At 73.3% G+C, this 26441-nt stretch carries 19 protein-coding genes, 1 tRNA gene and 1 pseudogene; 12 read left to right on the forward strand and 9 right to left on the reverse strand.

Annotation, left to right across the window (positions count from 1 at the left end; translation table 11 throughout):
* The first annotated feature begins 12 nt into the window (after positions 1 to 12).
* Genes ACGFIA_RS07305 through ACGFIA_RS07315 form a run of 3 tightly spaced genes read left to right on the forward strand, consistent with a single transcriptional unit; the run spans position 13 to position 3285 of the window.
* Positions 13 to 945 (forward strand): carbohydrate ABC transporter permease, encoded by a 933-nt coding sequence (locus ACGFIA_RS07305; RefSeq protein WP_393259062.1) that lies wholly within the window; start codon positions 13 to 15, stop codon positions 943 to 945.
* Positions 946 to 955: 10 nt separating this feature from the next.
* Entirely contained in the window at positions 956 to 1855 is a 900-nt protein-coding gene (locus ACGFIA_RS07310; RefSeq protein ID WP_393259064.1) for a carbohydrate ABC transporter permease, read from the forward strand.
* Positions 1852 to 3285: a GH1 family beta-glucosidase gene (locus ACGFIA_RS07315; RefSeq protein ID WP_357468170.1), complete on the forward strand. Its 1434-nt coding sequence runs from the start codon at positions 1852 to 1854 to the stop codon at positions 3283 to 3285. Before ACGFIA_RS07310 ends, ACGFIA_RS07315 begins: the two co-directional genes overlap by 4 nt.
* A gap of 39 nt (positions 3286 to 3324) precedes the next feature.
* Here the strand turns inward: ACGFIA_RS07315 and ACGFIA_RS07320 are convergent, their stop codons facing one another.
* From ACGFIA_RS07320 to ACGFIA_RS07335, 4 genes are all read right to left on the reverse strand, one after another.
* Positions 3325 to 6156 carry a right-handed parallel beta-helix repeat-containing protein gene (locus ACGFIA_RS07320; RefSeq protein WP_357386638.1) on the reverse strand — a complete coding sequence of 944 codons (2832 nt, stop codon included), beginning with the start codon at positions 6154 to 6156 and terminating at the stop codon, positions 3325 to 3327.
* A complete protein-coding gene (locus tag ACGFIA_RS07325) occupies positions 6153 to 7346 on the reverse strand; it encodes a hypothetical protein (RefSeq protein WP_357386636.1) in 1194 nt (397 codons plus the stop codon). Before ACGFIA_RS07325 ends, ACGFIA_RS07320 begins: the two co-directional genes overlap by 4 nt.
* A gap of 1066 nt (positions 7347 to 8412) precedes the next feature.
* Positions 8413 to 8940: a DUF6036 family nucleotidyltransferase gene (locus ACGFIA_RS07330; RefSeq protein ID WP_357477126.1), complete on the reverse strand. Its 528-nt coding sequence runs from the start codon at positions 8938 to 8940 to the stop codon at positions 8413 to 8415.
* Entirely contained in the window at positions 8937 to 9323 is a 387-nt protein-coding gene (locus tag ACGFIA_RS07335) for a hypothetical protein (RefSeq protein ID WP_357477123.1), read from the reverse strand. Before ACGFIA_RS07335 ends, ACGFIA_RS07330 begins: the two co-directional genes overlap by 4 nt.
* Before the next feature lie 224 nt (positions 9324 to 9547).
* On the opposite strand from ACGFIA_RS07335, the gene ACGFIA_RS07340 reads away from it, so the two are divergent.
* On the forward strand, positions 9548 to 10144 hold the full coding sequence (locus ACGFIA_RS07340) for a hypothetical protein (protein ID WP_357477120.1): 597 nt from the start codon (positions 9548 to 9550) through the stop codon (positions 10142 to 10144).
* A gap of 5 nt (positions 10145 to 10149) precedes the next feature.
* Here ACGFIA_RS07340 and ACGFIA_RS07345 read toward each other — a convergent pair.
* Positions 10150 to 10233, reverse strand: a tRNA-Leu gene (locus tag ACGFIA_RS07345).
* Between the two features lie 200 nt (positions 10234 to 10433).
* Here ACGFIA_RS07345 and ACGFIA_RS07350 point away from each other — a divergent pair.
* From ACGFIA_RS07350 to ACGFIA_RS07375, 6 genes and pseudogenes are all read left to right on the forward strand, one after another.
* A pseudogene (locus ACGFIA_RS07350) lies at positions 10434 to 10607 on the forward strand (hypothetical protein); the annotation flags it as partial.
* A 1695-nt stretch (positions 10608 to 12302) separates the two neighbouring features.
* Positions 12303 to 13739: a hypothetical protein gene (locus ACGFIA_RS07355; RefSeq protein WP_357477292.1), complete on the forward strand. Its 1437-nt coding sequence runs from the start codon at positions 12303 to 12305 to the stop codon at positions 13737 to 13739.
* A 205-nt stretch (positions 13740 to 13944) separates the two neighbouring features.
* The gene (locus tag ACGFIA_RS07360) at positions 13945 to 16509 is read left to right on the forward strand and encodes a fibronectin type III domain-containing protein (RefSeq protein WP_393259321.1); all 2565 of its coding nucleotides are present in this window, start codon (positions 13945 to 13947) and stop codon (positions 16507 to 16509) included.
* Positions 16510 to 16528: 19 nt separating this feature from the next.
* The gene (locus ACGFIA_RS07365; RefSeq protein ID WP_357386619.1) at positions 16529 to 17524 is read left to right on the forward strand and encodes a MoxR family ATPase; all 996 of its coding nucleotides are present in this window, start codon (positions 16529 to 16531) and stop codon (positions 17522 to 17524) included.
* Between the two features lie 2 nt (positions 17525 to 17526).
* Positions 17527 to 18681, forward strand: coding sequence for a DUF58 domain-containing protein (locus ACGFIA_RS07370; RefSeq protein WP_393259068.1), 1155 nt, complete (start codon positions 17527 to 17529; stop codon positions 18679 to 18681).
* Positions 18675 to 21032: a transglutaminaseTgpA domain-containing protein gene (locus tag ACGFIA_RS07375; protein ID WP_393259070.1), complete on the forward strand. Its 2358-nt coding sequence runs from the start codon at positions 18675 to 18677 to the stop codon at positions 21030 to 21032. The genes ACGFIA_RS07370 and ACGFIA_RS07375 overlap by 7 nt, the downstream gene beginning before the upstream one ends.
* Before the next feature lie 96 nt (positions 21033 to 21128).
* Here the strand turns inward: ACGFIA_RS07375 and ACGFIA_RS07380 are convergent, their stop codons facing one another.
* A complete protein-coding gene (locus ACGFIA_RS07380) occupies positions 21129 to 21929 on the reverse strand; it encodes an SDR family oxidoreductase (RefSeq protein WP_393259072.1) in 801 nt (266 codons plus the stop codon).
* A 1-nt stretch (position 21930) separates the two neighbouring features.
* The gene (locus tag ACGFIA_RS07385; protein ID WP_357477287.1) at positions 21931 to 22905 is read right to left on the reverse strand and encodes an LLM class F420-dependent oxidoreductase; all 975 of its coding nucleotides are present in this window, start codon (positions 22903 to 22905) and stop codon (positions 21931 to 21933) included.
* Positions 22906 to 23030: 125 nt separating this feature from the next.
* Between ACGFIA_RS07385 and ACGFIA_RS07390 the strand changes: the two genes are divergently transcribed.
* Entirely contained in the window at positions 23031 to 23870 is an 840-nt protein-coding gene (locus tag ACGFIA_RS07390; protein WP_393259074.1) for a DUF1028 domain-containing protein, read from the forward strand.
* A 2-nt stretch (positions 23871 to 23872) separates the two neighbouring features.
* Here the strand turns inward: ACGFIA_RS07390 and ACGFIA_RS07395 are convergent, their stop codons facing one another.
* The gene (locus ACGFIA_RS07395; protein WP_357386609.1) at positions 23873 to 24544 is read right to left on the reverse strand and encodes a maleylpyruvate isomerase N-terminal domain-containing protein; all 672 of its coding nucleotides are present in this window, start codon (positions 24542 to 24544) and stop codon (positions 23873 to 23875) included.
* 6 nt (positions 24545 to 24550) lie between these two features.
* Positions 24551 to 25432, reverse strand: a complete 882-nt coding sequence (locus ACGFIA_RS07400) for a phosphatase PAP2 family protein (RefSeq protein ID WP_357477106.1) — start codon at positions 25430 to 25432, stop codon at positions 24551 to 24553.
* 92 nt (positions 25433 to 25524) lie between these two features.
* Between ACGFIA_RS07400 and ACGFIA_RS07405 the strand changes: the two genes are divergently transcribed.
* Positions 25525 to 26205 (forward strand): DUF3159 domain-containing protein, encoded by a 681-nt coding sequence (locus ACGFIA_RS07405; protein WP_357386605.1) that lies wholly within the window; start codon positions 25525 to 25527, stop codon positions 26203 to 26205.
* Positions 26206 to 26441 lie beyond the last annotated feature (236 nt).

A 26441-nucleotide genomic window follows, 5' to 3' on the forward strand; every position in this document is an offset into this window, starting at 1 on the left:
GAAGGATCGACGATGGCCACCTACCTCCACCAGGCCCGGCGGGCCGGCCTGAGCCGGCTCGACACCAAGGGCTCGCCCTACCTCTACATCCTGCCGTTCTTCCTGCTGTTCGCCGCGTTCGGGCTGTTCCCGCTGCTGTACACGGCGTACGTCTCGTTCAATGACTGGGACCTGCTCGACTCCGGGTCGCACCGCTGGGTCGGCCTCGCGAACTACCGCGAGATGCTGCAGGACGCGTACTTCTGGAACGCCCTGGGCAACACACTCAGCATCTGGTTGCTGTCCACCGTGCCGCAACTGCTCGCCGCGCTCTGGATCGCCCACCTGCTCAACCACCGGCTGCGGGCCCGCACCGCGCTACGGATGGGCGTGCTGCTGCCCAACGTCACCTCGATCGTGGCGGTGACGATCGTCTTCACCCAGCTGTTCGGCCGCGACTTCGGCATGGTCAACTGGGCGCTCGGCCTCGTCGGCATCGGCCCGATCGACTGGCAGGCCAACACCTGGAGCTCCCACCTGGCCATCTCGTTCATCGTCGCCTGGCGGTGGACCGGCTACAACGCCCTCATCTACCTCGCCTCGATGCAGGCGATCCCGCACCACCTGTACGAGGCCGCCGACCTCGACGGTGCGTCGCAGGGTCAGCAGTTCAGGCGGATCACCGTCCCGATGCTGCGGCCGACGATCATCTTCACCACGGTGATCTCGACGATCGGCGGCCTGCAGATCATGGCCGAACCCCTGCTGTTCGCCAGCTCCCAGACGCCCACCGGCGGCTCCGACCGGCAGTTCCAGACCGTCGCCCTGTTCATGTACGAGCAGGGGTTCCGGGAGTTCCGCTTCGGCTACGCCTCGGCGGTCGCGTGGACGCTCTGTCTGGTCATCGCCATCTTCGCGATCATCAACTTCCTGCTCACCCGGCGCATCGCCAAGGACGAGGACTGAGGAGGATGCCGTGACCACCCTCGCGGACCCCACACAGACCGGCACCACACCCTCGCCGCCGCAACGCCGGTCCCACCGGCGCCGGGGCTTCGGGTATCCACGCAAGGGCTCGGTCTGGAGCTACGGCGCCCTGCTGGCGGTCGTGGCCGGGTCGGTCTTCCCGCTCTACTGGTCCATCGTCGTGTCCTCGCAGACCAGCGAAGCCGTCACGAAGGTGCCGCCGGCCCTGGTGCCCGGCGGGCACCTCTTCGACAACATCGCGCGCGTGTTCGACACGACCGACTTCGGCCGGGCCCTGGTGAACTCCTTCATCGTCAGCGGCTCGATCACCGTCTCCGTGGTGTTCTTCTCGACCCTGGCCGGGTTCGCCTTCGCCAAACTGCGGTTCCGAGGCCGAAAGGCGCTTCTCGTCGTGGCCATCGCGACCTCGATGGTGCCGCACCAGCTCGGCATCATCCCGCTGTACATCCTGATGGCCGACCTCGGCTGGACCGGGCGCCTCACCGCCGTGATCGTGCCTGGGCTGGTAACCGCGTTCGGCGTCTTCTTCATGACCCAGTACCTCGGCCGCGCCGTGCCCGACGAACTGCTGGAGGCCGGCCGCGTCGACGGCTCCAGCACGTTCGGCCTGTACTGGCACATCGTCCTGCCGGCGGCCCGCCCCGCCGCGGCGGTGCTCGGGCTGTTCACCTTCATGCAGGCGTGGAACGACTTCTTCTGGCCGCTGGTCGTGCTGCAGAACAACGCGACCGTGCAGGTGGCGCTCTCCGCACTGGCCAGCGGCTACACCACCGACTACACCCTGACGCTGACCGGCACGTTGCTCGCCACGCTGCCGATCCTCGTCGTCTTCATGCTCCTCGGCCGGCACCTCGTCGACGGCATCATGCAGGGGGCGGTGAAGGGATGACCACCACGTCCGAAGGCGCCGCCGCGCCCGCAGCCCGGCCGGACCTGCCCGAGCTGCCGGACCTGCCGGCCGGCTTCATCTGGGGCGCGGCCACAGCGGCGTACCAGATCGAGGGGGCGGTCGACGAGGACGGCCGCGGGCCGTCGATCTGGGACACCTTCTGCCGCCGCCCCGGTGCCGTCGACGACGGCACCTCCGGCTCGGTCGCCTGCGACAGCTACCACCGCTGGCGGGAGGACGTGGACCTGCTGGCCGGCCTCGGCGTGGATGCCTACCGTTTCTCGGTCGCCTGGCCACGGGTCATGCCGGCCGGGCGGGGCGCGGTGAACCGGCGGGGCCTCGACTACTACGACCGGCTCGTCGACGCCCTGTGCGGGCACGGCATCCGGCCGTTCGTCACGCTGTACCACTGGGATCTGCCCCAGGCGCTCGAGGACGAGGGTGGCTGGCGGGTACGGGACACCGCCGAGTGGTTCGCCGAGTACGCCGCCGCGGTGGCGGGCGTCCTCGGTGACCGGGTCCAGGACTGGATCACGCTGAACGAGCCGTACTGCTCGTCGATGGTCGGCTACGCGGAGGGCCGGCACGCTCCCGGCACCGCCGAAGGACATGGTGCTCTGGCCGCCGCCCACCACCTGCTGCTCGGGCACGGCAGGGCGGTCGCCGCAGTCCGGTCCGCCGCCGGCCCGCGGTCGCGCGTCGGCATCACGCTCAACCTCTCCCCCGCCGTGCCGGCCAGCGATACCGAGGCCGACCGGGCGGCGGCGGAACGGCAGGACCTCATGCTCAACCGGCAGTTCACGGATCCGGTGCTGGGCGGCGCGTACCCGCCCGGGTTCGAGCGGCTCTACGCCGGGGTGAGCGATCTGTCGTTTCGCCGGGACGGTGACCTGGCGGTGATCTCCACGCCGCTGGACTTCCTCGGTGTCAACTACTACTACCGGGTGCACGTCGCCGACGCCCCGTACGAGCAGCCCGACCCGGCGCTGCGCAGCGCGTTCGACATCGGGGTCCGGCAGCTACGGCCGGACGGGTTGCCCACCACCGACCTGGGCTGGCCGGTGGAGCCGCAAGGGCTGTTCGACACCCTGACCGGGCTCGCGGACCGTTACCCGGGCCTGCCTGCCGTGTACGTGACGGAAAACGGCTGCGCCGACCTGCGGGACGGACCCGAGCCGGACCCGGAACGGATCTCGTTCGTAGCCGGGCACCTGGCGGCGGCGGCCCGTGCGGCCGCCGTCGACGACCGGCTCGATCTGCGGGGGTACTTCTACTGGTCGCTCATCGACAACTTCGAGTGGGCCCGCGGGTACGGGCCCCGCTTCGGTCTGGCCCACGTCGACTACGGCACCGGATCCCGTACGCCCAAGGCCAGCTACCACTGGCTGCGTGACCGCTTGCGGGCGTGGCGGAAACGCACCTCCACCTGAAGCGCCGCCCGCGGCTTGTGGCCGGAACAAGCTCTTCGATCATGAAGGCGGGGCGTGGGCACCGGGTTCGCCTGGCGGGGCGTCGAGGGCCAGCCTCAGCGCCGCCTCGACCGGATAGACCGGGCAGTACAGCGGAGTGTCTGTGGCCGGCGGGGACGCGTCCTTCGCCTCGAACGCCTCGCGGGCCCGGCCGAGGTCCGCGAGCAGGTCGGCGACTGACGGCTCCTTCTTCGGCTCCGGGGGCGCCGCCTCGACGGGTGCCTCCGTCTTCGGCGCCGCAATTGAGACGCCGAGCGCCGCCGCGGCGGCGTTGAGCCCGTCCTTCGGCATCGCGGCGGCCAGCGCCGAGAGGCGGCCGACGGCCTGGTGGGCGTACGCGGCGTCGACCGGCACCGCCGGCAGCTCGAACCGGGTGCCGGTCTGAGCGCCGAACGGGGCGTCGCGGAACACCCGGTCGCGGTTCTCGGCGTCGACGAGCACGTGGCGGCCGTCGTGGAGGTCGGCGTACAGGTTGGCGGCGAGCACGTTCCCGTCGAGCAGCAGGTTCTGGCCGGGCACGGTCGCGCGGACGGCGATGCTGTCGGCGAAGGCGAGCACGTTGGCCTCGACCCGCATGACACCCCGGCCGGAGATGTCCAGCAGGCAGCCGGTCGTGGACTGCCCGGTCGAGGCCCGGCCGGTGGGGTCGGCGGCGAACAGGACCGTGTTGCCGCGGATGGCCCAGGGGCCCGCGCCCGGTGCCTGGATACGGACGGCGGTGCCGCTCGTGTTGACGACCACGTTGTTCTCGAACGTCCCGTACGCCGCGCTGAGCCGCACGGCGCAGTACGCCGCGTTGGCGAAGACGCAGTTGCGTACGGTGATGCCGCCGCTGCCGCCGCGCAGGTCGAGCAGCGCCGCCGACTGGGAATGGCCCGCGTCGAGGGCGCCGCTGTCGGCGTACGCGTTGTAGGTCGCCCCGTCGAACATGAACCCGTCGAGGATGAGGCCCTCCCCCGAGTCCTCGCCGGTGAGCACCGGATCGCCGAAGATGCCCTTCGCCTTGGTCTCCGGAGTGAGCACGAAGCGCACCGGGTGTCGCCAGGGGTCGCGCGCGGCGAACTCGGCGTCCCACCCGCCCAGCAGCGTCAGGTTGCGTACGGGGATGCGCCACGTGCCCGACCGCAGGCGGCTCGTGTACTCACCCGCGGCGACGAGGATGCGGTCGCCCTCGGCGGCCTTTTCGAGGGCCTGGAACGGGTCGCGGAACGGCGCCTCGCGGCTGCCGTCCCCGCCGGAGGATCCGGCCCGCACGAACCAGTCGCGCCCGGCCGGCCGGGGCGGCTCGGGGGCCGTGACGTCGAGCACGGGCGCGAGGGAGTCGAGGACGATGGTGGCGCTCTGACGCCCGCCGGGCGGCGTGAGGCGGTACGTGCCGCGGAGCAGGTACGTGGACTCGACGTCGAGGCCGCGCGAATACCGTACGGCCTCCTCAGTCTGGTGATGGACGAGGCCGTAGCGCGGGGCGAGCGCCCACCACGGGCTGTTGTCGGTGCCGGGCTCGTAGACGGCGACGCCGATGTGCGTCTCCGCGAGCTCGGGGAGGATCTGCGTGTTCTGGTCGAAGCCGACCCCGGCCCGCACCTGCACCGGGGCTCCGGCGAGCGCCGGGTCGGCCTCGTAGAGCCGCGCCCAGTCGACGGCCTGGTACGCCGGACCGGCCGGGAGCTCGGTGAACGGCTCCGGCGCCGCCAGGTCGGCGGGATGCGCGCCCGGCGCCGCGCCGACCGCGAGGGTGAGCACCTCGGCCGGGGCGAGCCGGCGCATGACGGGCCGCTGAACATCAAAGTCTGATGTGGACGGCAGCTCACCGAGGCCGGCCGATTCCCGCAGCGCGTTGAGGGCGGCGATCGGCGGGCGCTCGTACGTGACGGCGACGTCCACCGTGTACGTGTCGAGCCACGCCGCCGGGAGCCCGGTCAGCTGTGGGTCGCCGACGGTGTTGCCGGCCGCCGAGCGCAGGCCGACGTCTTCGAGCTCCGCGGCGTACTCCTCGGTGAGCTCGGCCTCCGCGCCCGGCACCCGGCTGCGCACGATGTCGCGCGGTGTGGCGAAGAACAGGTTACGGTCGATGGCGATCTGTCCGACGTCGCGCAGGCAGGCGATGGCCGCGTTGCCGCAGCCGACGAACACGTTGTCGGCGATCGCGGCAGCGCCGCCGACCCGTACGCCGACGGCCCGGTCGGCGCCGGAGCCGCGCGGCGGGTCGGAGTCGTCGTGGGCGAAGGCGAAGGTGTTGCGGCTTACCGCGGCCGGGGTCTCGGGGGCGCCGTCACGGACGGTGAGCAGGCTGAGGCCGACGCAGTTGACGACGATGTTGTTCTCGAAGACCGCGGAGTCGCCACCGAGCTCGACGCCGCCGGAGCTGCCGTTGGCGAAGCCGCAGTCGCGGACGGTGATGCGCTCGCCGCGCAGGCTCACCAGCGGGCCGTCCCCGTAGGAGGCGCGCCGCAGGCCGCCCTGCTCGTCGTAGTCGTCGCGCCCGGCCCCGTCGAAGAACAGCCCGTCCAGGACGAGGCCGTCGTGGCCGCCGATGCCCTGGAGCATGTTCGGCTCGTTCGGGACGCGCAGGCCGGCCTTTGCCGCGAAGACCGTCGGTGTCTGCCAGGGGGTACGGCGGGCGAAGTCGGGGCTGTATCCGCCGAGCACTGTCAGCTCGGGGGTGTCGACGACCCACGAGGAGCGCTCACCGCGCCCGGTATAGGTGCCCGCCGCGATGTGGATGCGGTCGCCGGGCGCAGCCTGCCGCAGGGCGAGCCACGGGTCGTGGAACGGCCGGGCCCGGGTGCCGTCTCCGACCGGGCCGCCAGCCGCGACGAAAAGGTCGGTCATGACTTCTTCACCTCGTCGTCGGCTTCCTCCGTCTTGTCCGCGAGCAGCTTGAAGCCCACCTTGACCGCGTCTCTGACCTGGGCGAACGCGGCGAGACCCGTCTGCTTGTAGGGTCCCTCGGCCAGGTCCCTGACGTATTCCTCCTCGGTCGCCAGCAGCGACTCCAGGGATGCCGAGGCCTTCGCCAGCTCCTCGTTGAACTTCGCCAGCGTGCCCGGATCATCGGTCAGCTGGGCGAAGGCGTTGGTGCTCTCCTCCACGAGCGTGGGGAAGAGCTCGTCGTAGAGCTTGCTGGACTGCTCCTTGGCCGCCTCGGCCCGCGTGTCGAGCCCTCGGTCGAGGACGTTCTCCTTCATCCAGTCCCAGTCGGTGGCCCGGTAGTCGCCGGACGCGCCGATGCCGCGCCAGTTCCCCGCCGCCTCGGCGCCGCGGGCGAAGAGCTTGTCGATCCAGTCCTCGTCGAGTTGTTCGCGGGCCGCGGTCAGCAGCTTGATGTTGTCGACCACCGTCTGCTTCGCGGCACGCTTCTGCTTGGCCGCCATGAGGTTCTCCGCGGTGAGCTTCTCGAAGTTCTTGATCGCCTCGTTGGCGGCCTCCTTGGACGACGGGTCCTTCATGAAGAGGACGATCAGGCGGGCGCCCGAGGTCGGGAGGTATTTGACGAGCAGGCTCTTGACCGTGTCCTGGATGGAGCCGAAGTTCTTGAGGAGCAGCTGCTCGACGATCGCGTCGTTGCTGCGCGCGTTCTTGAGGTCCTCCTCGCACTTCTTGATGAGCGCGAGGTCGGCCTCCAGGACCTTGCTCATCAGCGTGGCGACCTCGGGGACGTCGAGCCGGGCGACCTGCGCCCAGATCTTGCGCTCCCCGGCGAGGAAGTCACGCGGGCCGACCGCGGTCCACCGTTCGTCGACGGACATGGCGTTGGCCTGGCTGTCCTCCAGCACCGACCGGATGTCCGATTCGAGGCGCTCCATCAGCGCGTCGGCCTGCTCGCAGTTGGTCTCCCACCGGTCGGTCAGGCCGTCATAGCCCGGTTGCTCCAGCTTGGAGAGCATCTCCTCGAACAGCTTCTCCCGATCGGTGTCGAAGCGTTCCAGCAGATCCAAGACCTTGTCGAGGATGTCCTCCTCGAACCCCGTGGCGCGCATCCGCTGCTCAACGAGCTCGCGGGCGTCATCGACATCTTCCACACATTTCAGCGTAGGAGCCCTCGGTCACCCAAGGCAGTCGTGAACCCGATCCCTGCCAGATCAAGGATCCGACCTACGCCGCCGCTCGGTGAAGACTGACTCCGAAAGTCGTCGGCTCTTCGGGAGTGCACCATGTCATCCCTGTTCAGCGGACCGATACTTGGTGTTCGTATACGCGACCTTCGAGCAGGCCCAAGCGATCCTGCAGCGTCGGGGCCGAGGAGCCGGCGGACAACACGTCCGGCAGCGCACCCGCTACCCCTACGTGTTCCGCGGCCTCATCTACTGCGCAGCCTGCCACCGTCGCATGCAGGGCCAGTACAACCACGGCGACGCATACTACCGCTGACAAGGTCGATGTCTACCGGCAACTCGGCCTCCGACTGAACTACCAGCCAGAAACGCAAACGGTGCGCGCTGAAGTGGATCTCAACGCGCACCGTGGGGCAATGGTCGTGTCCGAGGGGGGACTTGAACTCTTGTACGTATCATCGGTGCTCCATTTCGGGTGCACATGCTCATAGATTACGGCACGTCCAGGGTTGGCTCAACCTCGTGCGCTAATTACCGGGCGTGAGCATGAATCGAAGTCGGGCTGCGTATGGTCCAATCTTGCCAGCCAGCTGGATCGGTTATCAACTGACCGAAATGAACCTGCAGGCCTCAAGCTTGAGCCCCACCGCAGGGTCCTGGTGAGTTTCAGTCGACCGGCGTTGACGGCAACCCGTGCCGCTCGCGTTCTCCGGTAGCGGGCCAGGGCGAGGGTCTGGATCCAGATCAGTCGCCGGACCGCTGCGGTGTCGGAGCTGCAGTAGACGGCCACGGCCGTCAGACCTGCCCCCTCCTGTCGTCGCACGACGCTGACAGGAACGGCAGATTCCCGCAGCACCTCTCCCCCGACGGCACCAACTGTTCCATGTCCGAGGCGAACAACCGTAGATAGGATTCTGAGCAAGCGCCCGCTTTACGGTCACGTTTCACGCGCTTTCCGCGGACAGGTGGGAATCCTGCTTAAATGCCTGAGCAATCGAAAGTGATCTGACTGCCGAGCTGCCGGGGGTCCGCATCATCCGAAAAGTTCGCGGATAACTCCCATTGCTCGTGGCGAGATCGCTTCGTCGGGGTAGAAGTCGGCACACAGACGTACAGCGTCGTCCACCGTCGTCACCTTGGCCAGCGCCGCCAGGGCGCGAAGGTCGTCCACGTCGCGGGTTCGCGCCGCGAGCGCCTTCATCGCGAAGATGTGCTCCGGAGAGGCCGCCATCACGCGCAGGCCAGGGTGGTCGAAGACCCGCCGCTTGCCCGGGTCGTCCTTGCCGGACACGTACACGCTGGCCTGCTCGTTGAGCCACCACGGCGGTAGCCCCAGCTCGTCGGCCACTGCACGCGCCTCATCGAGGACAACTCCGTGCGGAACGAACATCGCGTCAACGTCCCTGGTCACCCGTTTCGCGTCGTAGGCGAGCGCCATCGCGGCACCACCCACAATGAAGATGTCAGCGACGACTCCGCGGCGGACAAGCCGGTCGCCCAGGTGAGCGAACGCGCGTTCGAGTTCCGCGCGCCCCATGAGGACGCCGTCTGATCCGCTCACGCCGCGGCCAGGTCGTGAACGGACAGGTACACACCGTGCTTCCGGAATGCAGCCGGGGCCCATGCCAGGGCGTCGGCCCGGTGAATGGCCAGTTCGGCCGGGAACCATGCCCGGCGCAGCACACGTGCGTCGACCCATGCGGGCGGAGCAAGATCTGCCTGAGCTAGCAGGTGCTCCGCGAGCGCGGCAAGCAGCGCGTCCCACCGTGGGTCCTCGGTTAGCCCGGGCTCATCTCGCAACAGGTCGACCCTGGTGTCGGCGGGCTCCCAGCGGTACTCCTCCAGAAACTCCCATATGAGCTTCCAGCGAGTCTGGTCGGTGTCAGCGGATGCCAGATGGGTGGCCAACCTGGTCAGAGTCATCGGTTCATAGCTGGTACCCATTGGGCAAGCCTCACCTTCGAGCCGACGGCTTCATCCGTTGCAGACTATCGCGGCACCGCCCGCGAACACTGCAGAGGTGAGGTGGCGACGGGCGCCCGATTTTGGTCCGCGCCCTGCTCGGAGGGTTCACTCATGCTGCACGCACGGCATCACCCTTGTGATCTTGGTTGTAGGCAGCGCAGTCTGTGACGTTGCCCGTCAACTAACAGGGGGTGCATGCGAGCGTGACTCTCAGTCAGGATGCGATCGAGAAGACAACGAAGTTGGTCGAGTTTCTCGCTGAGGTGACGGCCGCAGTCGAGCGGGACCCAGTTTGTGACATTCTGGAAGATCCGGACGCGCCTGATCCCGTCATCTGGCTCGATGCCCTGCCGCGGGGCGTTCAGTGGATGGCTAGCCCTGCCGATGATGTGATCATGCGGCTGCGTCCGTCTCGGCCACCAGCGGAGCCGGCGCCGCCGGAGGTGCTGCACGAGTGGATCGACATGGACTCCGTGGGCGGGTTCGCTGGTTCTGTGCCGCGCCTGTTGGACGCTCGGCTGAGCGGCGATGACAGTCGCGAGGCACCGCCTGGACGGATTGTGCGTGCTTTCGACGCTTGGGTTGAGCAATGGCAGGCATGGTCCGACGAGGCTCGACGCCTGCACGCCGTTGGGCAGTTGTATGAGCAACTTGAGCGGGCTGCCAAGACGATGGAGCAGCAGGGTCACACTCCTACACGGGAGGAAGATCACCATCGTCTGCGACCAGGAACACTGCACACCAACCATAGAAAAATCCGCGCAGGTCAACCTGCGCGGATCATGATCGATATGTGGTAATGATGTGTCCGAGGGGGGACTTGAACCCCCACGCCCTATACGGGCACTAGCACCTCAAGCTAGCGCGTCTGCCATTCCGCCACCCGGACCTGCACGTACCAGCCTACCTGGTCGACCAATGTGAGTTACTCGCCGCATCGGTCGGCCCGGCGGGCCGCACGGGGCATTACTGTACACGGCCCAGAACGATCATGCACATCAGCTCCCGGGCGGCACGTTTGCGCAGGTCAGCTGCCACAACAATCGCGTGGGTAGCGCGCAACAGGCGATTCCGGGCAGCATTGCTCACGTGTCCCACCCCTCCCCGTTGATCGCCACTCAACACCAGGCCCTCGCGCTGCGCGCCGCGGGTGACCTGACAAGCGCCCGCCGCCTGCTCGCCGACGCGATCATCGCGGCACGCCCGGCGTACGGCGAGGACCACCAGGACGTCATGGCCACCGGTCACCTGCTGGCCCGGCTGCACCGCGAGGCCGACGACCCGGCCGCCGCCCGGCGCGTACTCGAAGAGGCCTACGCCGCCGGCGAGCGCCGCCGCGGCGAGGCCGACCCGCTGATGCTCGCGCTCAGCTTCGACCTGGCCGGGGTGTCCGAGGAGCTTGGCAACCGGCACGAGGCCCGCCGCAACTACAGCCGCGTGGCGACCGTAGGGCCCGCCGTGCTCGGTCCGGACCACCCAGCGGTACGCGCGGCCCGCCAGTACCTCGGCGGCTCCGCCGCCGCTCCCGCGGGCTATGGCCCCTTCCCCGGCGGCTTCGCCGCCGCTGCCGGTCCGCACGCCGCTCCGACCCTGCCCGGATACCCGAATCCGGGCCGCCCCGGGCACCCCGATCAGTCCCTGCCCCGGCATCCGAACCAGGGCCCGCCCGCAAGCCCCGATCCGGCGCTGCCGGGAAGCCCTGGTCCGGCCCGGCCCGGTCCCGCCTCCTCCGGGTACCCCGGTCACGGGCTGTCCGAGCCCACCGTCTCGCTGCGGGCGGTCACTCCACCGCACCCGCCCGCACCGCCTCGGCCCGTCACCCCGGGTGTGCCCGGGGCGAGTCCGCCGGTACCCGGTTCGCAGTGGGCTCCCCGCCCGGGCCCGGCACCGCAGGCGCCCCACGCCGCGCAGCCGGCTCAGTCCGCGCCGAACCCGCGGGTCGCTCCGCCACCCCCTGTGGCACCTGCCCCGCCGCAGCAGCCTCCCGCAACCGGACCGAGCGGACCCGCGAGTCCGTGGGCGCCGCCCTCGCCGCCTGCCTCCGAGGCGACGACCCGGTTCGCGCCCATCACCGAGGAGGCGACCACGCGGTTCGCGCCCATCACGGATGAGGCGACGACCCGCTTCCCGGTAGTGCCCGTCGAACCCACCGCCCCGGCGAGGCCACCGGCTGCCGGGACAGCCCCGCAGGTTCCCGGTGTCCGCCCCGTGCCCCCGGCTCAGGGCGTCATCCCGGTTCCCCCGGCGCAGCGTGTCCCCCAGGCACCACCGGCGACGTACGGCCGACCGGCCGCCGCTCCCGGTGTGACCCCGGTGCCGCCCCGCACCCCCGTCACGCCTTCGCACCCGGCCACCGCCGGCACGCCTCCGCAGGCACCCGCACAGATGCCCGGAACCATCGGCGCTCCCGCGCTGCCGATGCCGGGAACCGCCGGCACATCCCCACTTCCGCCCCCGCCGGTCATCCCGCCGCCGCCCGCGCCGCCGGTCACCGAGGTGCCGCCTGCCGGGATCACTCCGCCACCGTCGCGGGCGCCCTCGGCGGGACTCCTGCCGCCGCCTCCGGCCGTCCTGCCGCCGGCGCCTCGCGTGCCGGCTCCGGCAGCCGGCGACCTGCCTCCGCCACCGGCCGTTCCGGTCGTCCCGCCGGTGTCGTCCCCGCCCGCTCCGCAACCGGTCACCCCTCCGGCCGCGGCAGCGCCACCGGCGCCCACGCCCCAGCCGGTGGCCGAGTCGGCGCCGGCCGCTGCCACCGCACCGACGCCGGCCTCCGCACCTGTACCGCCGCGACCGGCACCCGCCCCGCGGGCGACTCCCACGGCCGAGGCAACCGCTCCCCCACGGCCTGCCGCGGAGCGGACGGTCGGCACCGGCACCGGCACCGGCACCGACGTTTCCGGCCCGGGTACGACACCGCCTGTCCCGGGTGGACCGGGCTGGGACAAGCCGACGATCCAGGTGCAGCAGATCGGCCCGCTGCTGGAAGAGGAGGCGGCGCGCAACGCCGCGACGGCGGCCCCCGGCGCCCCGGCCAAGCCCACGGTGACCGGCGCCGCCAGCGAGACCCCGGCCGGCGCAAGGCCGGTCAGCAGCCCTCCGATCGGCGCGCCCTCGCCCAGCGGACGGCCCGAGGGATCACCGCCGATCAGCGCGCCGCCCGCCGTCTCGTCCGAGGCCGCCTCGTCCGTGACGCCTGCGGTGAGCGCGCCGCCGGCGAGCACATCCCCGATCAGCGGACCGCCGGCTACGGGTGACGGCGACGCTGCCGCGAGCGTGATGCAGCCGAGCGCGCCCTCGCCGGGTGTGCCGAGCACCGTGGGCGCGCCCGCAGCCGGTGCCCCGGCGGCAGACGCGCCATCGCCGCCCGCCGCGCCCCAGATCAGCGCTCCACACGCCAGCGCTGCGCCGATCAGCGCGCCACCCGGATCCGGCTACCCGTCGCTGGCCGGCGCACCACCCGTCAGCGGTCCTCCTGGACCGCCGATCAGCGCACCACCCGCGCCCGCCTACCCGCCAGCGGTCAGCGCGCCGCCCGCCGGGTACCCGCCGGTCAGCGCTCCCCCCGGCACCTATCCACCGCCCGTCAGCGGACCACCCGCCGCACCGGTCAGCGCGGCACCCGTCAGCGGTTCCTCCGTACCGCCGTGGGGCATGGTCGCGCCGCCGTGGAGCAGCGCCGCCCCGTCCCAGCCGGTCGACCGGCCCACCGCCCCGGAGCCGGACGAGGACGAACCGGCACCCGCCGACGCGGCGGACGGGCCGGGCTCCGACACGGCGGAGCCGAACCGGCAGATGACGATCTACGAGGACCTGCTGGACTTCCCCGAGCCCGCCCGGCCGGAGCCGCCGGGCGAGCCGGGCCAGCCGGAGCCGGGCGCCTGGCCGGCGACCCCGCCGATGTTCCACCAGCCGCCGCCGGTCCAGCCGCCGGACGCGTACCCGATAGAGCCGGAGCGGTCCGGTCGGACGGTGCTGGCCCTGGTCGTCGGCGGTGCGGTGCTCGCGGTGCTGGCCGCGGTCGGTATCGGCGCGGTGTTGCTGAACCGGGAGGCAGCGCCGCCACCGGCCCCCGTGCCCGCGTCCGGTGCCGCGTCGCCGAAGGTGGCCGGTCCGCCGCCGGGGGACCTGAAGCTACGCGACGACACCACCACCGTCACGGTGACCTGGACCGATCCGACGAACGGCGGGGTGCCGTTCGTGGTGGCGGGTGGCCGGGCCGGGCAGAAGCTCGGGGTGATGGCGACTGTCGACGCCGGGCAGACCCGCTACACGGTGAACGGGTTGAGCGCGAAGCTGGACTACTGCTTCACGGTGCTGGCCGTCTACTCGACCGACTCGTACGCCACCTCGGGTCAGGTCTGCACGGACCGGGAGGCCGGCGGCACGGCGAACTGAGCGCCTCGGGCGACACGCTCGGTGTCCACAGGAGGACGGTGCGGGTTTCACCGGCTCCGGGCGGCACCTATGATGGCTCCCGGCTCTGGGGAGGGTCGGCCGTGCTCGGTGTCCCTCCCCCACCGACGCGGGGAGGCAGCCGGCAGTGACCACCATTGAGGACGTCACGGGCACCGGGCCGGCGCCGGCCCGGCCACGGTCGCGGATGCGCGGCGGACTCGTCACCATCGGCACGGTGGCCGCGCTGCTGGCCGCGATGGGCCTGACGGTGCTCGGGCTGGGTGCCGCCGACAACGCGGTGGCGAGCTTCGACGCGTCCTCCTGGTTGTGGAGCACCACCCGCAGCGAGCTGGCCCGGGTCAACGGTGTCACGGCGAGGGTGGACACCCGGATGGAGGTGCCGGGCGGGCGGCGGCACCAGATGCAGGTGGCCCAGACCGACCGGCTGCTGATCCTGCGCGACCTCAACACCGGTCGGGTCAGCTCGCTGGACCTGGCGACGTTGCAGATCACCGCCACCACACCGACCGCGCCGGGGCTCGGGGTGAGCGTGGCGCTGCACGAGGACGCGGCGTTCGTGGTGGACGCGGTGCAGGGCATCGTGCGGCAGCTCGACCCGCGCGCCCTGACACCTGTGGGTGAGCCGGTCCGCTACCCGCCGGGCATCACCGGCGGCACGTTCGACGGCGCCGGCAAGCTGTGGGTCGCGGTGCCGAGCGAGGGCACCGTCTCGGCGGTGACCGCCGCCGAGCTGCCGGAGACGCCGGGTGACGCGCCGCCCGCCGGGCTCAGCCCGAAGCGCGTGGAGACGTACGACGTGGCCGAGCCGGCGCACGAGCTGGTGGTGTCCACGCTGGACGAGGGCGTGGCGGTGCTGGACCGCACCTCGACGTCGCTGGTGACTGTGGTCGGCGGGCAGACGAAGCGGGCGCAGCTGAGCATGACCGCGCCGGGCTACCTGCCGACGCGTACCAGCGGGCAGCAGGTGCCGGTGACGGTTCCCGGTGAACGGTCGGTGCACGTGGTGCGGGACAGCCGCGAGGTGAAGCGGTTCACGGTGCCGGGCGACGGCGTCCGGCTCAGCCCGGCGGTGGCGTGGGCGGGCCGGTTCTACTGCGCCGACGAGAACACCGGCACGGTGTACGCCTTCGACGCCGAGGGTCAGCTCGTGCAGACCGTCAAGGGCTCCGGCCGGCCCGGCCCGGTCGAGCTGGAGGTGCGCGAGAACCACCTGTTCATCAACCCGCCCGACTCGTCGACGGCGCAGGTGGTCGACGACCGCAACCAGGTGCGTGAGGTCGACAAGTACGCAAACGACGTGCTCGGAGGCGGCCCGCCGCCGGTCGCTCCGCCGCCGCCCCCGCCGAAGAAGCCGAAGGTGTCCAAGCCGGGTGCCCCGAAGTCGGTCACCGCCGCCGCCGGTGACGCGTCGGCCCGGGTGAGCTGGCAGGCCGCCGCGTCGAACGGCGCCGAGATCACCCGGTACGTGGTGGAGGGCGCCGGTCAGACCCACCAGGTCGGCGCGAACCAGCGTGCACTGGAGATCACCGGCCTGACGAACGGTGAGACGTACACGTTCTCGGTGCACGCGGTGAACGCCAAGGGCGAGGGGCCCGCGCGGCGCAGCAACCCGGTGGTGCCGACGGCCGAGGTGCCGGACCCACCGGCGTCGGTGACCGCCGAGGCGCGGCCGGACGGCACGGTGCGGGTGAGCTGGCCCGAGGCCGACGGCCAGGGCAACAAGATCGCGAAGTACGCGGTGACGGCGACCTCGGCGGGCGCGAGCGCCCCGGCCGGCGAGTCGCCGAAGACGGAGCTGGTGGTGCCGGCCGGGCAACTGGAGTACGGCACCCAGTACGCGTTCACGGTGACCGCCGTGAGTGAGAAGGGCGCCGGGTCGAAGGCGTCACCGGTGAGCAACACGGTGGTGCCGTTCACCGTGCCGAAGGCACCGACCGAGCTGCGCGCGTCCACAGTCGCCGACCAGCCGGGCACCGTCGCCGTGCAGTGGTCCCCGGCCCTGGACAACGGCCGGCCGGTGACGAAGTACCTGGTCGAGGCGGCCGGCAAGACCGTCGAGGTGACCGACGTGCGGGCCACCGTGGGCGGGCTGGGCAACGGGCAGAACGTGACGGTGAAGGTCAAGGCGGTGAACGAGGCCGGGCCGGGACCGGAGGCGAGCACCACCGCGCGCACGGTGGCCGAGCCCCGGATCACGGTGACCGGTTCGTCAGCGGACGCCACGTCGGTGACTGTGACGTTCACCGTGGACGCGGGCGGCGGCCGGGCCACCTGCACGGCCGCGACCGGCGGGAAGACGGCCAGCGGAAGCTGTTCCAGCCTGCGGGTGACCGGGCTGACGCCGGGTACCGCGTACACGGTGACGCTGACCGCGAGCAACGCCGCCGGTAAGGGCACCGCTTCCCGGGCGCAGGGCACAGACCCGCTGTACGGCATCGCCACCTGCAAGAACGGTCCGGACGGCGACCAGCGGACGTACTGCGACAAGGACGTCGACGGCCGCAACGGCAACGAGATCTTCGAGGTGCCGAGGCAGGACAACGACCGGCAGGCGGGCTGGGTGCCGGACGGCCGGCGGCTGCGCACGTACTGCAAGGTGAAGGGCGAGGACGTCGACGCCTGGATCTACAACAACAACAAGAAGAGCACCTGGTGGATCCAGGTGGACTACAAGGGCAAGACGTACATCCCGTGGGCCTGGCTCAACCTGGAGGGCGGCGACGACCTCGGCGTCCTGCCCACCTGCTGACCGCACGAGAGGCGCATCAGTGAACACGCACGAACCGCTCAGCCAGCCGGAGGTGCAGGGCTTCGCCGCCCTGGCCGCCCGGCTGGCCGACAACGTCAACGCGGTCGTGCTGGGCAAGCCGCAGGTGGTGCGGCTGGCGCTGACCGCGCTGTTCGCGCAGGGGCACGTGCTGCTGGAGGACGTACCGGGCGTCGGCAAGACCACGCTGGCGCGGGCAATCGCGGCGACTGTGAAGGGACAGTGGCGGCGGATCCAGTTCACGCCGGACCTGCTCCCCTCCGACGTGTCAGGCGTGACCATCTTCAACCAGGCCAGCCGGGGTTTCGAGTTCCACCCGGGGCCGGTGTTCGCCAACATCGTGATCGCCGACGAGATCAACCGGGCGTCGCCGAAGACGCAGTCGGCGCTGCTTGAGGTGATGGAGGAGCGGACCGTCACAGTGGACGGCGTACGGCACCCGGTGCCGCAGCCGTTCCTGGTGGTGGCCACGCAGAACCCGGTGGAGATGGACGGCACCTACCGGCTGCCCGAGGCGCAGCTCGACCGGTTCCTGGTGAAGCTCTCGGTCGGCTACCCGGACGAGGCGGTCGAGGTGGAGGTGCTGCGCGGCGCCACGGTCCGCTCCCCCGACTCGCTGAGCCCGGTCACCGACACCGCCACTGTGGGCGAGATGGTGAAGATGGCCCGGCGGGTGCACATCGCCGAGCCGCTCTACGCGTACGCGGTGCGACTGGCCGCGGCGACGCGTACCCATGCGCAGGTGCGGGTCGGGGTGAGCCCGCGCGGGGTGATCGCGCTGACCCGCGCGGCGTGCGCGTACGCGCTGATCGACGGCCGGGGCTGGATCATGCCGGAGGACCTGAAGGCGCTCGTCGAACCGGTGTTCGCGCACCGGCTGCTGCTCACCCCCGACGCGCAGGTGCGCGGCGTCACGCCCGCCGAGGTGCTGCGCCAGGCGGTCGCGTCGGTGCCGGTGCCGCTGCCGACGGGCCAGGCCACAGCGGTGCACGGCTGAGCGTGGGGATCACCGCCCGTGGGGTCGGGTTACTTGTCGCCGCCCTGGTGCTGCTCGGCGTGGGGTTCCGGTACGCGTACCCGGAGCTGACTGTGCTCGGCGCGGCGGCCGGGGTGGCGGTCGGCTATGCCGTGGTGAACGCGGCCTGGCGGCCCCGGCTGAGCGTGGCGCGGCGGGCCGACCCGGACCGGGTGGCCCGGGGTGAGCCGGCGGCGATGGAGCTGACGGTGCGCAACACCGGCCGGCTGCGCGCGGCGAACCTGGTGGCCGAGGACCGCTGCGCCGGGGCGCTGGTGCCGGTGCCGCTGCTGCGGTTGCGTCCGGGCCGGGACACCGTGGTGCGGTACGACGTGCCGACGCAGCGGCGTGGGGTGGTGCCGGTGGGGCCGCTGCGGGTGGTGCGCCGGGATCCGCTGGGCCTGGTGGCGCTGGCGCGCGGCTACGGCGGCACGGTGCCGGTGTGGGTGCACCCGCGCATCCATCCCCTCTCCGCGGTGCCCACCGGCGCGGGACGCAGCCTGGACGGGCGCACCGACAGCGTGCCGCACGGGTCGATCACGTTCGACTCGCTGCGGGAGTACGTGGTGGGCGACGAGTTGCGCCGCGTGCACTGGCGCACCAGCGCCCGGGTGGGTGAGCTGATGGTTCGGGAGAACGTGGACACCAGCCTGCCGCGCCTGGTGGTGGTGCTGGACAACCGGGCGTCGGCGCATCCCGGCCGTTCCGGTGGCGTCGCGGAGTCGTTCGAGTCGGCGTGCGAGGCGGCGGCGTCGGTGGTGGCCGCCGCCGTGCGGGAGGACCTGCCGGTGCACCTGCTGCTCGTCGTACCCGCCGAGGTGGAGCCCGCCGGAGCGGCCGGGTCGCTGGACCGGCTGGCCGCGGTGGACCTGGCGGACGCCGGGCCGGACGTGCTGCCCGCCGCGACCGGGCGGCTGCGCCGGGACCGGCTCGGCGACACGCTCGTCTTCCTGACCGGGCCGGGTGGCCGCGACGACCTGGGGCACGTGGGCGCGTTGCGTGGCGCGTACCCCTCGGTGGTGGTGGGGATGTTCGGCGCGGACGGTCCGACGGCGGCCGGCACGGCGGGCCTCACCGTGCTGGACGCGGCCGACGGCGCGGCGTTCGCCGCCGAGTGGGACGGGGTCCGCCGGTGGTGACGCCGCCGCGCACCGGCGCGGCGGCGCGCGCGGTCCGGGTGTTGCGGGCCGTGCCCGTGCCGGCCGCGTTGGTCGTGCTGGTCGCGCTCTCCGGCGTGGTGCTGGGCCGGGTGTACGCGGACCCGCTGCCGACCCGGCTGATGGCCGGTGCGGCAATCGGTTCGGTGCTGGTCAGCGTGGCCGCGCGGCGGCTGCCGTCCTGGCTGGTGGCGCCGCTGTCGGTGGCCGCGCTGGCCGGGTGGACGCTGCTGTCGCTGCGGCTGGCCGCCGCGCACGCGGCGCTGCCGGGCGGGCTCGGCGAGGTGGCCGCCGACGCGGCCCGCAACGCGATCCCCCGGCTGCTCACCGCGATGATCCCGGTCGAGCCGGCACCGGACACCGTGCTGGTCCCGGTGGTGGCCGCGTGGCTGGCCGGGCTGACCGCCGCCGAGGTGGCGTTGCGGGCCGGACGGGTGCTGCTGGGCTACCTGCCGCCGGCGCTGCTCTACGCCGGCGCGCTCTACGTGGTCGGGCCGAACGCGGATCCGGCGATCGGCCCGACTGTGCTGTTCGCGGCCGTCGCGGCGGCCGGCCTGGCGACGCCCGGACGCCGCGACGGCCCGGCACCCGATCCGGTCGCCGGTCTGACCCCTGCGGTACGCGCGGCGGTGCGCCTGCGGCTGGCGGCGGCGAGCGCGGCCGGGCTGGCGGTGGTGGTGGCGCTGGCGGCGCTGCTCGCCCCGGTGGTCGCCGCCCAGGTCGACGAGCGGCCGGTCGACCCACGCCGCTACGTGGAGCCGCCGCGGGTGGAGTCGCTGGACGAGAACCCGCTGATCCGGATCTCCGGGTGGGCGCTGAACCCTGATCAGCGGCTGCTCGACGTGCGCACCGTCGCGGGCGCCGGCGAGGGCGGGCCGCCGCGGATCCGGCTGGCGGTGCTCAGCGACTACGACGGGGTGACCTGGCGGGTCGGCGCGACGTACCGCAACGCGGGGCGGATCCTGCCCGCCGCCGAGCCGCCCCCGGGCACGGGCACCGACGAGGTGCGCCAGCAGATCACCGTCGGCGACCTGACCGGGCGGCTGCTGCCGGCGGTGCCCACGCCGCGCGAGGTGACCGGCGCGCGGGTGGCGTACGACCCGGCGACCGGGACGCTGATCCGGCCGGAAGGGCTCGCGCCCGGGCTGCGGTACGAGGTGTCCTCGATTCGGGAGCGCCCGGATGTGAACCTGCTGAGCACGGCGAACGTGCCCGCCGGTGACGAGGTGGCCCGGGTGCTGCGGGTGGCCGACGGGGCGCCGGAGCCGCTGCGACGGCTCGCCACCCAGCTCGCCGAGTCGAACGGCGCCCCGTACGCGCGCGCCGACGCGATCGCCGCGTTCCTGGCCGAGCACTACCGGGTGACAGCTGACGCGCCCAGCGGGCACGCGTACCCGAACCTGGCGTTCTTCCTGTTCGGACCGCGCAACGGCGGCGGGCAGCGGGGCACCTCGGAGCAGTTCGCCGCCGCGTTCGCGGTGCTCGGCCGCCTCGCCGGCCTGCCGACCCGGGTGGTGGTCGGGTTCGAGCCGAGGGGCGACGGTCCGGTACGGGCCGCCGACGCGTACGCCTGGCCGGAAGTGCTGTTCGACGGCGTCGGCTGGGTGCCGTTCGACCCGATGCCGCGCCCGGACTCCGAGCCCCGCCCGGTGGAGGAGGACTTCCGGCCGAAGCCGGAGGATCCGCCGCTGTCGGAAGTGCCCGCGCCCACCGAGGAGCCGAGCGCCACGCCCCCGGCCGCCGCGCCCGCCCCCGGCCGGGACGAGAGCGGGCTCGGTACGCCGCTGCTGGTCGTCGGCGGCGTCGGCGGGCTGGCGTTGCTGGTCGGCGCGGTGCTGGCGGTGCTGTACGCGATGCGCCGCCGGCTGACCCGCTCCCGCCTCGAGGCCGGTGACCCGCAGGCGCGGGTCGCGGGCGCGTGGCGGGAGCTGGCGGACGCGCTGCGCCTGGCCGGGCACCCGGTCGGGCCGGACCTGACGGCGGCCGAGGTCGCCGAGCGGGCCCGCCGGACGCTCGCCGATGCCCGCGCGGCCCGATCCAGAGGGAACGCGGCCGAGCCCACGGACCGGATCAGGGACGGCGCGGCCGGGCTCACGGACCGGGCCGGGGACGGCACGGCGTCCGGCGGTCCGGACGAGTCGGCGGTCGACGAGCTGGCCGCCCTGCTCAACCAGGCAGGCTTCGCGCCGGGCAGTGTCAGTGTCACGCCGGAACAGGCGGAGCGGGCCGCGCGGCTGAGTCAGGGCTTCGGCGATACGCTGCGGGCGGCGCGGTCGCGGTGGGGCCGGCTGCTGTGGACGGTCCACCCGGGGCCGCTGCGGTGGCGCCGCTGACAGGCCTGGCCGGGCGTACGGCGGCCGACCGGCCGGATGCGGCCCGCCGCCGGGTGCGACCCGCCGTACCCGGGAATCCGCAGTGACGGGCCGGGCTCAGCGGTCGGCAGCGCGCAGCTTGCGGACGAGTTTGCGCAGCCCGGCCTGCCAGCCGTCCGGATCCTCGGCGCGGCGGCGGGCGTAGTCGGCCACCTCCGGGTGCGGCAGGATCAGGAACCGCTCCTCGGCCAGCCCGGCGATCACCGAGTCGGCGACCTGGTCCGCTGTGAGGATCGTCCCGGACGCGGCGATCACCCGGGCGCCCAGATGCCCCTCGGCGAGGCCGTCGGCGAGCATCGGGGTGTCCACGCCCTGCGGGCACAGCGCGCTGACCCGGATCCCGGCGTCCCGGTAGGTGATCGCCAGCCATTCGGCGAGACCGACCGCCGCGTGCTTGGTGGCGGTGTAGGGGGCGTCGCCGACCGCGGTGAGCACACCCGCCGCCGAGCAGGTGAGCAGCAGGTGGCCCTGGCCCCGGCGGAGCATGCCGGGCAGCACCGCGCGGGCGCTGTGCACGTGCCCGAGCACGTTCACCCGCCAGGCCCGGTCCCACTCCGCGTCGGGCGCGTCGATGCCGCCGCCGGTGGCCACGCCCGCGTTGGCGCAGAACAGGTCGATCCGGCCGTGGCGGCGCTCGGTCTCCTCGACGAGGGCGCGTACCGCCGCCTCGTCGGTGACGTCGAGCCCGACGCCGCTGGCCACCGGGCCGATCGCCTCGGCGGTGGCGCGGGCCGCGTCGGCGGCCAGGTCGGCCAGGACGACAGCGGCGGCGCCCTCGGCGGCGAACCGGCGGCCCAGCGCCGCACCGATCCCGCCGGCCCCGCCGGTGATCACCACAACCCGGTCGGTCAGGTTCATCTCAGGCCACCTTCCCGGGGGCGAGCCGGGGCAGCAGGTCCATCCAGGCCGCCGCGCCACCCTCGGTGATCTCGGGCGTGGGCAGCACCGCGACCACCGGCACGTCCACGCCGTTGTCGGCGTAGCGGCGGACGGCGGCCACGCACTGCTCGGGTGAGCCGTGCGGCACCAGCGCGTCGACCACCTCGTCCGGTACGGCGGCGGAGGCGCCCCGCCGGTCGCCCGCCGCCCACGCCTGCCACATCGGGCCGAGCGAGTCCTCGCGGCCCAGCCACCTGTGGAACGCGGCGTACGCGGGCACCGTCAGATAGCCGGTGATCATGCGACGGCCCAGCGCGCGGGCGTACGTGGCGTCCTCGGTCGGGCAGACGAAGATGCGGGCGGCCACCTCGAAGCCGGGCCGGCGCTCGCCCACCTCGGCCAGCGCTGTCGGCACGTCCTCGGCGGACAGCCAGTTGAGGATCACCCCGTCGGCCTCGGCGGCGGCCAGGCGCAGCATGCCGGGGCGCAACGCGGCCAGCACGACCGGCGGCGGCACGGCGGGCGGGCGTTCCAGCGTGAACTTGCGGACGGCGAACGTGTCGAACGCGCCGTCGACTGTCTCGCCGCGCAACGCGGCCCGCAGGAACCGCAGCACGTCCCGGGTGCGCTTGAACGGCTCGTCGAACTCGATCGCGTTCCAGTCGCGCACCAGCACCGGCGACGACGCGCCGACGCCGAGCGCGAAGCGGCCCGGCGCGGCCTCGGCCAGCGCGGCGGCGCTCATCGCGAGCAGTCCCGGCCCGCGGGTGAACACCGGCGTGATCGCGGTGCCCAGCCGCAGCCGCGGCGACCAGGCCGCGGCCAGGGCCAGCGGGGTGAACGCGTCCGCGCCGGCCACCTCCGACGACCACACGTCGGTGAACCCGGCGTCGTCGAGGGCCGCGTAGACGGCGGCGTGGTCGGCGAGCGGGATGCCGCCCAGCGGCACGGTCATGCCCCATCGGTTCGTCACCCGTCGATCGTGCCCGTCCGGCACCGCCGGGAGCAAGATCCAGGCCGATATGGGCGATCGGGCGGCGACGCCGGTCCCGCACGCCGCACCCGGGCTACGATCCGCGCGTGACCTTCTCGCTCGTCGCCCGCTCCGCCGACGGGCTCCTGCACGGCGTCGTCGTGGCCAGCCGGTTCCTCGCCGCCGGGGCGCTGGTGCCGGCGGCTGAGGCGCAGGTGGGAGCGGTCGCCACCCAGGCGCACGCCAACCTCGCCTACCGGTCGCAGGCGCTCGCGCTGCTGCGTACCGGCGTCAGCGCCACCGACGCGGTGGCCGGGCTGGTGGCCGCCGACCCCGGCCGCGACGACCGGCAGCTCGCCGTGGTCGGGGCGGCCGGCGACGGGGCGACCTGGACCGGGACGCGCTGCCACCCGTGGGCCGGTGGGCAGGCCGGCGACGGCTGGGCCGCGCAGGGCAACATCCTGAGCGGGCCGCAGGTGATCGACGCGCTGCGCGACGCCTGGCTGGCCCGCGTGGATCTGCCGTTCCCGCAACGCCTGCTGGCCGCGCTCATCGCCGGTGACCAGGCCGGCGGCGACCGGCGCGGCCGGCAGAGCGCGGCGATGCTCGTGGTGCGGCGCCACGGCGGTTACGCCGGCACCGGCGACGAGCTGGTGGACCTGCGCGTGGACGACCACGTGGACCCGGTCTCCGAGCTGAGCCGCCTGCTCGACATCCACCACATGCTGTTCGGCCGCCCCGACCCGGCCTCGCTGCGTGACCTCGCCGGTCCGCTCGCGGCCGAGGTGGCGGAGCTGCTCGCCGCCACCGGCCACCCGGTCGGCCCGGCCGGCCTGGACGACGCGCTGGCGGCCTGGAGCGGCCTGGAGAACCTGGAGGAACGCTTCGTGCCCGGCCGGATCGACCCGATCGTGCTGGCGCACCTGCGGCGCTGCGCGGCGCGCTGAGGTCAGCCGCCGAAGGCCAGCCGGCCGATGCCCGCCCGCGCCAGCTGGGCGCGCTCGTCGCCGGTGAGCGGCAGCCGACCGGTGGCCTTGCGCAGCACGGTCAGCGCGTCCCAGCTCAGGCCCGGCGGCACCGGCACGCCGCCGGTGAGCACCCCGACCACCACGTCCGCCGCGGCCGGGGTCAGCCACGGCGGCCGGTCCAGCGCGTCGGCCAGGTCCAGGCCGTGCACCGCGACCTCCACCACACGGGTACGCAGGAACTCCGCCAGCGCCATCGCGTCACCGTGCCGGGTGCGTACCACCCGGCCTGGCGGCGCGACGGCGACCGCCTCGCCGGTGGCCCGCCAGGCCCGGCCGAACTCCCCGGCCACGGCGGCCGCGCCCGGGTGCTCCCGCGCCGCCCGCCGCGCGGACTCGACGCGGTCGAGGTCGACCGGCGGGCTGAACTTGGCCGCGCCGAAGTAGGCGGCCGCGTCGACCTCGGCCCGGGGCGGCGCGGGCTCGGCGAGCATCCCCGCCAGGCGTCCGGCTCCGGTGCTCACGTGCGCGACCAGGTCCCGTACCGACCAGGGCGGGCACGGCGTGGGCCGGTCCAGCGCGGCGTCGTCCAGGTCGCGCAGCACCCGTTCCAGGCGCTCGCACTCGGACCGGAACGCCGCCGGTACGTCGCTCACGGCGGGTCAGCCCTTCCAGCGGGGCACCAGCCGGTGCACCACGACCAGCACCAGCGCGGCCACCACGGCGACCGTGCCGCCGATGCCGGCCGCGCTGCCCGCGTACCCGACGAACAGCGGGCGGCGGCCCAGCGCCTCGACCGGGACGGTGGAGCGGTCGACCAGCCAGGACAGCGCCACCGCGCAGGCCAGCAGGGCCACCACGCCGATGCCGCCGAGCACGGCGCCGGCCACCCGGTGCGCGTCGCCCGGCTCGACCACCGCCTGCTCCCGCTGGAAGAACAGCAGCACCAGTCCGGCGACCGCGGCCCAGGCGCCGACCACCAGGTACGCGGCGACCGCGTCGCTGGGCCGGTGCCAGCCGGCGGAGAGCGTGGCGACGCCGGCGGCGGCGGCGTACCCGGCGCCGAGGAACGCACCGGCCGCCCGCACCTTGCGCGGCAGCACCAGGATCAGCGCGATCGCCACCGAGGCCGCCACGGCGGTGTGCCCGCTGGGCAGGCTGTTGCCGGCGGCGGCCCGTTCCGGGTCGATGCCGAAGTCGGGCCGGACCAGGTAGTGCTTGAGCAGTTGCGTGGTCACGTTCGCGCCGGCGATCAGCAGCGTCGCGGTGACGGCGAGCGCCTTGCGGCCCCGGATCAGCGCGATGAAACCGATCACGGCGGTCGCGGCCAGCAGCGACACCACCGACATGGCGTTGAGGATCGTGTCCACCGGACCGTCGATGCGGTCCTGGCCGATCCGGTTGCCGGTCAACGCCACCGTGTCCAGCCACTGCCCCAGTTCGGTGTGTACGGCGAAGCGCCACACCAGCCCGAACGCGGCTGTCTGGAGTAGGGCCAGTACGACCAACCAGACCGCCGTCCAACCCCTCGCCGTCTCACGCACCCGGACAACTTAACGGTAGGTCCGCTCCGGCGCGCGGCGGAGCGCCAGCGGCGGCGGCGTACGGTGAGGCGGGCGATGTGAGGAGGTGGGCCGTGACCGGCACGCCAGGGCCGCGACCGGAGGGCGAGCCCCGGCCGGAGTCGCTGGCCGACCTGCTCGGCGGCCGGCGCGGGGCGGTGGACGCGACGCTTCCCGCGCTGGCGTTCGGGCTCGGCTGGGCGCTCGGCGGGCTGGGCGGCGGCGTGCTCGCGGCGGTGCTGACCGGCACGGCGGTGGCCGGCTGGCGGTGGCGACGCGGCGACCGGCCCCGCTCGGTGCTGGTCGGGCTGCTCGCGGTCTGCGTGGCCGCGCTGATCGCGTTGCGGACCGGCCGGGCCGCCGACTTCTTCCTGCTCCAGATCGCCGCCAACGCGGCGAGCGCGCTGGCCTGGGCGGTGAGCATCGTGGTGCGGTGGCCGCTGCTGGGTGTGGTGGTCGGCACGGCGCTGGGCCAGCGGACCCGGTGGCGGCGCGACCCGGCGCTGCTGCGGGCGTACGGCCGGGGCAGCTGGGTGTGGACCGCCAGCTACGTGCTGCGCGTCGCGGTGTTCGTGCCGCTGTGGCTGTCCGGGCAGGTGGTCGCGCTGACGGTGGCGCGGGCGGCGCTGACCTGGCCGCTGATCGCGGCGGCGCTGGCGGGGAGCTGGGTGGTGATCCGGCGCTCACTGCCGGCCGGGCATCCGGGGCTGCGGCACCCGATGGACACGGACCGTAGAGCGCCGCGCACAGAATAATGGAGAGGCCGCCACGGGGGGAGCGGCCTCTCCGTCAAATACGTTACTCCGTCCACGGCCCGGATGTGATCCCTGGACCGCTGAATTTCGCGTGCCTTTTCGCGCCATGGGTCGTCGCCGGGCGGAGTGGTGGGCCGGCCGGTCCGCTGCGTCGGCCGGACGGCCGGCCCACCCGGCCTGACCGTGGGCGTCAGGCCGTTCGCCGACCCGGCCGCTCCGTTCCCCCATCGGCCGGG

The sequence above is a fragment of the Micromonospora sp. NPDC049203 genome, assembly GCF_043197215.1.
Lineage (GTDB): Bacteria > Actinomycetota > Actinomycetes > Mycobacteriales > Micromonosporaceae > Micromonospora.

Excerpts from the sequence above, each read along its gene's own strand:
- ACGFIA_RS07305 (WP_393259062.1), top strand. The coding sequence starts at position 13 with ATGGCCACCTACCTCCACCAGGCCCGGCGGGCCGGCCTGAGCCGGCTC.
- ACGFIA_RS07315 (WP_357468170.1), top strand. The coding sequence starts at position 1,852 with ATGACCACCACGTCCGAAGGCGCCGCCGCGCCCGCAGCCCGGCCGGAC.
- ACGFIA_RS07320 (WP_357386638.1), bottom strand. The coding sequence starts at position 6,156 with ATGACCGACCTTTTCGTCGCGGCTGGCGGCCCGGTCGGAGACGGCACC.
- ACGFIA_RS07335 (WP_357477123.1), bottom strand. The coding sequence starts at position 9,323 with ATGGGTACCAGCTATGAACCGATGACTCTGACCAGGTTGGCCACCCAT.
- ACGFIA_RS07360 (WP_393259321.1), top strand. The coding sequence starts at position 13,945 with ATGCGCGGCGGACTCGTCACCATCGGCACGGTGGCCGCGCTGCTGGCC.
- ACGFIA_RS07380 (WP_393259072.1), bottom strand. The coding sequence starts at position 21,929 with ATGAACCTGACCGACCGGGTTGTGGTGATCACCGGCGGGGCCGGCGGG.
- ACGFIA_RS07385 (WP_357477287.1), bottom strand. The coding sequence starts at position 22,905 with ATGACCGTGCCGCTGGGCGGCATCCCGCTCGCCGACCACGCCGCCGTC.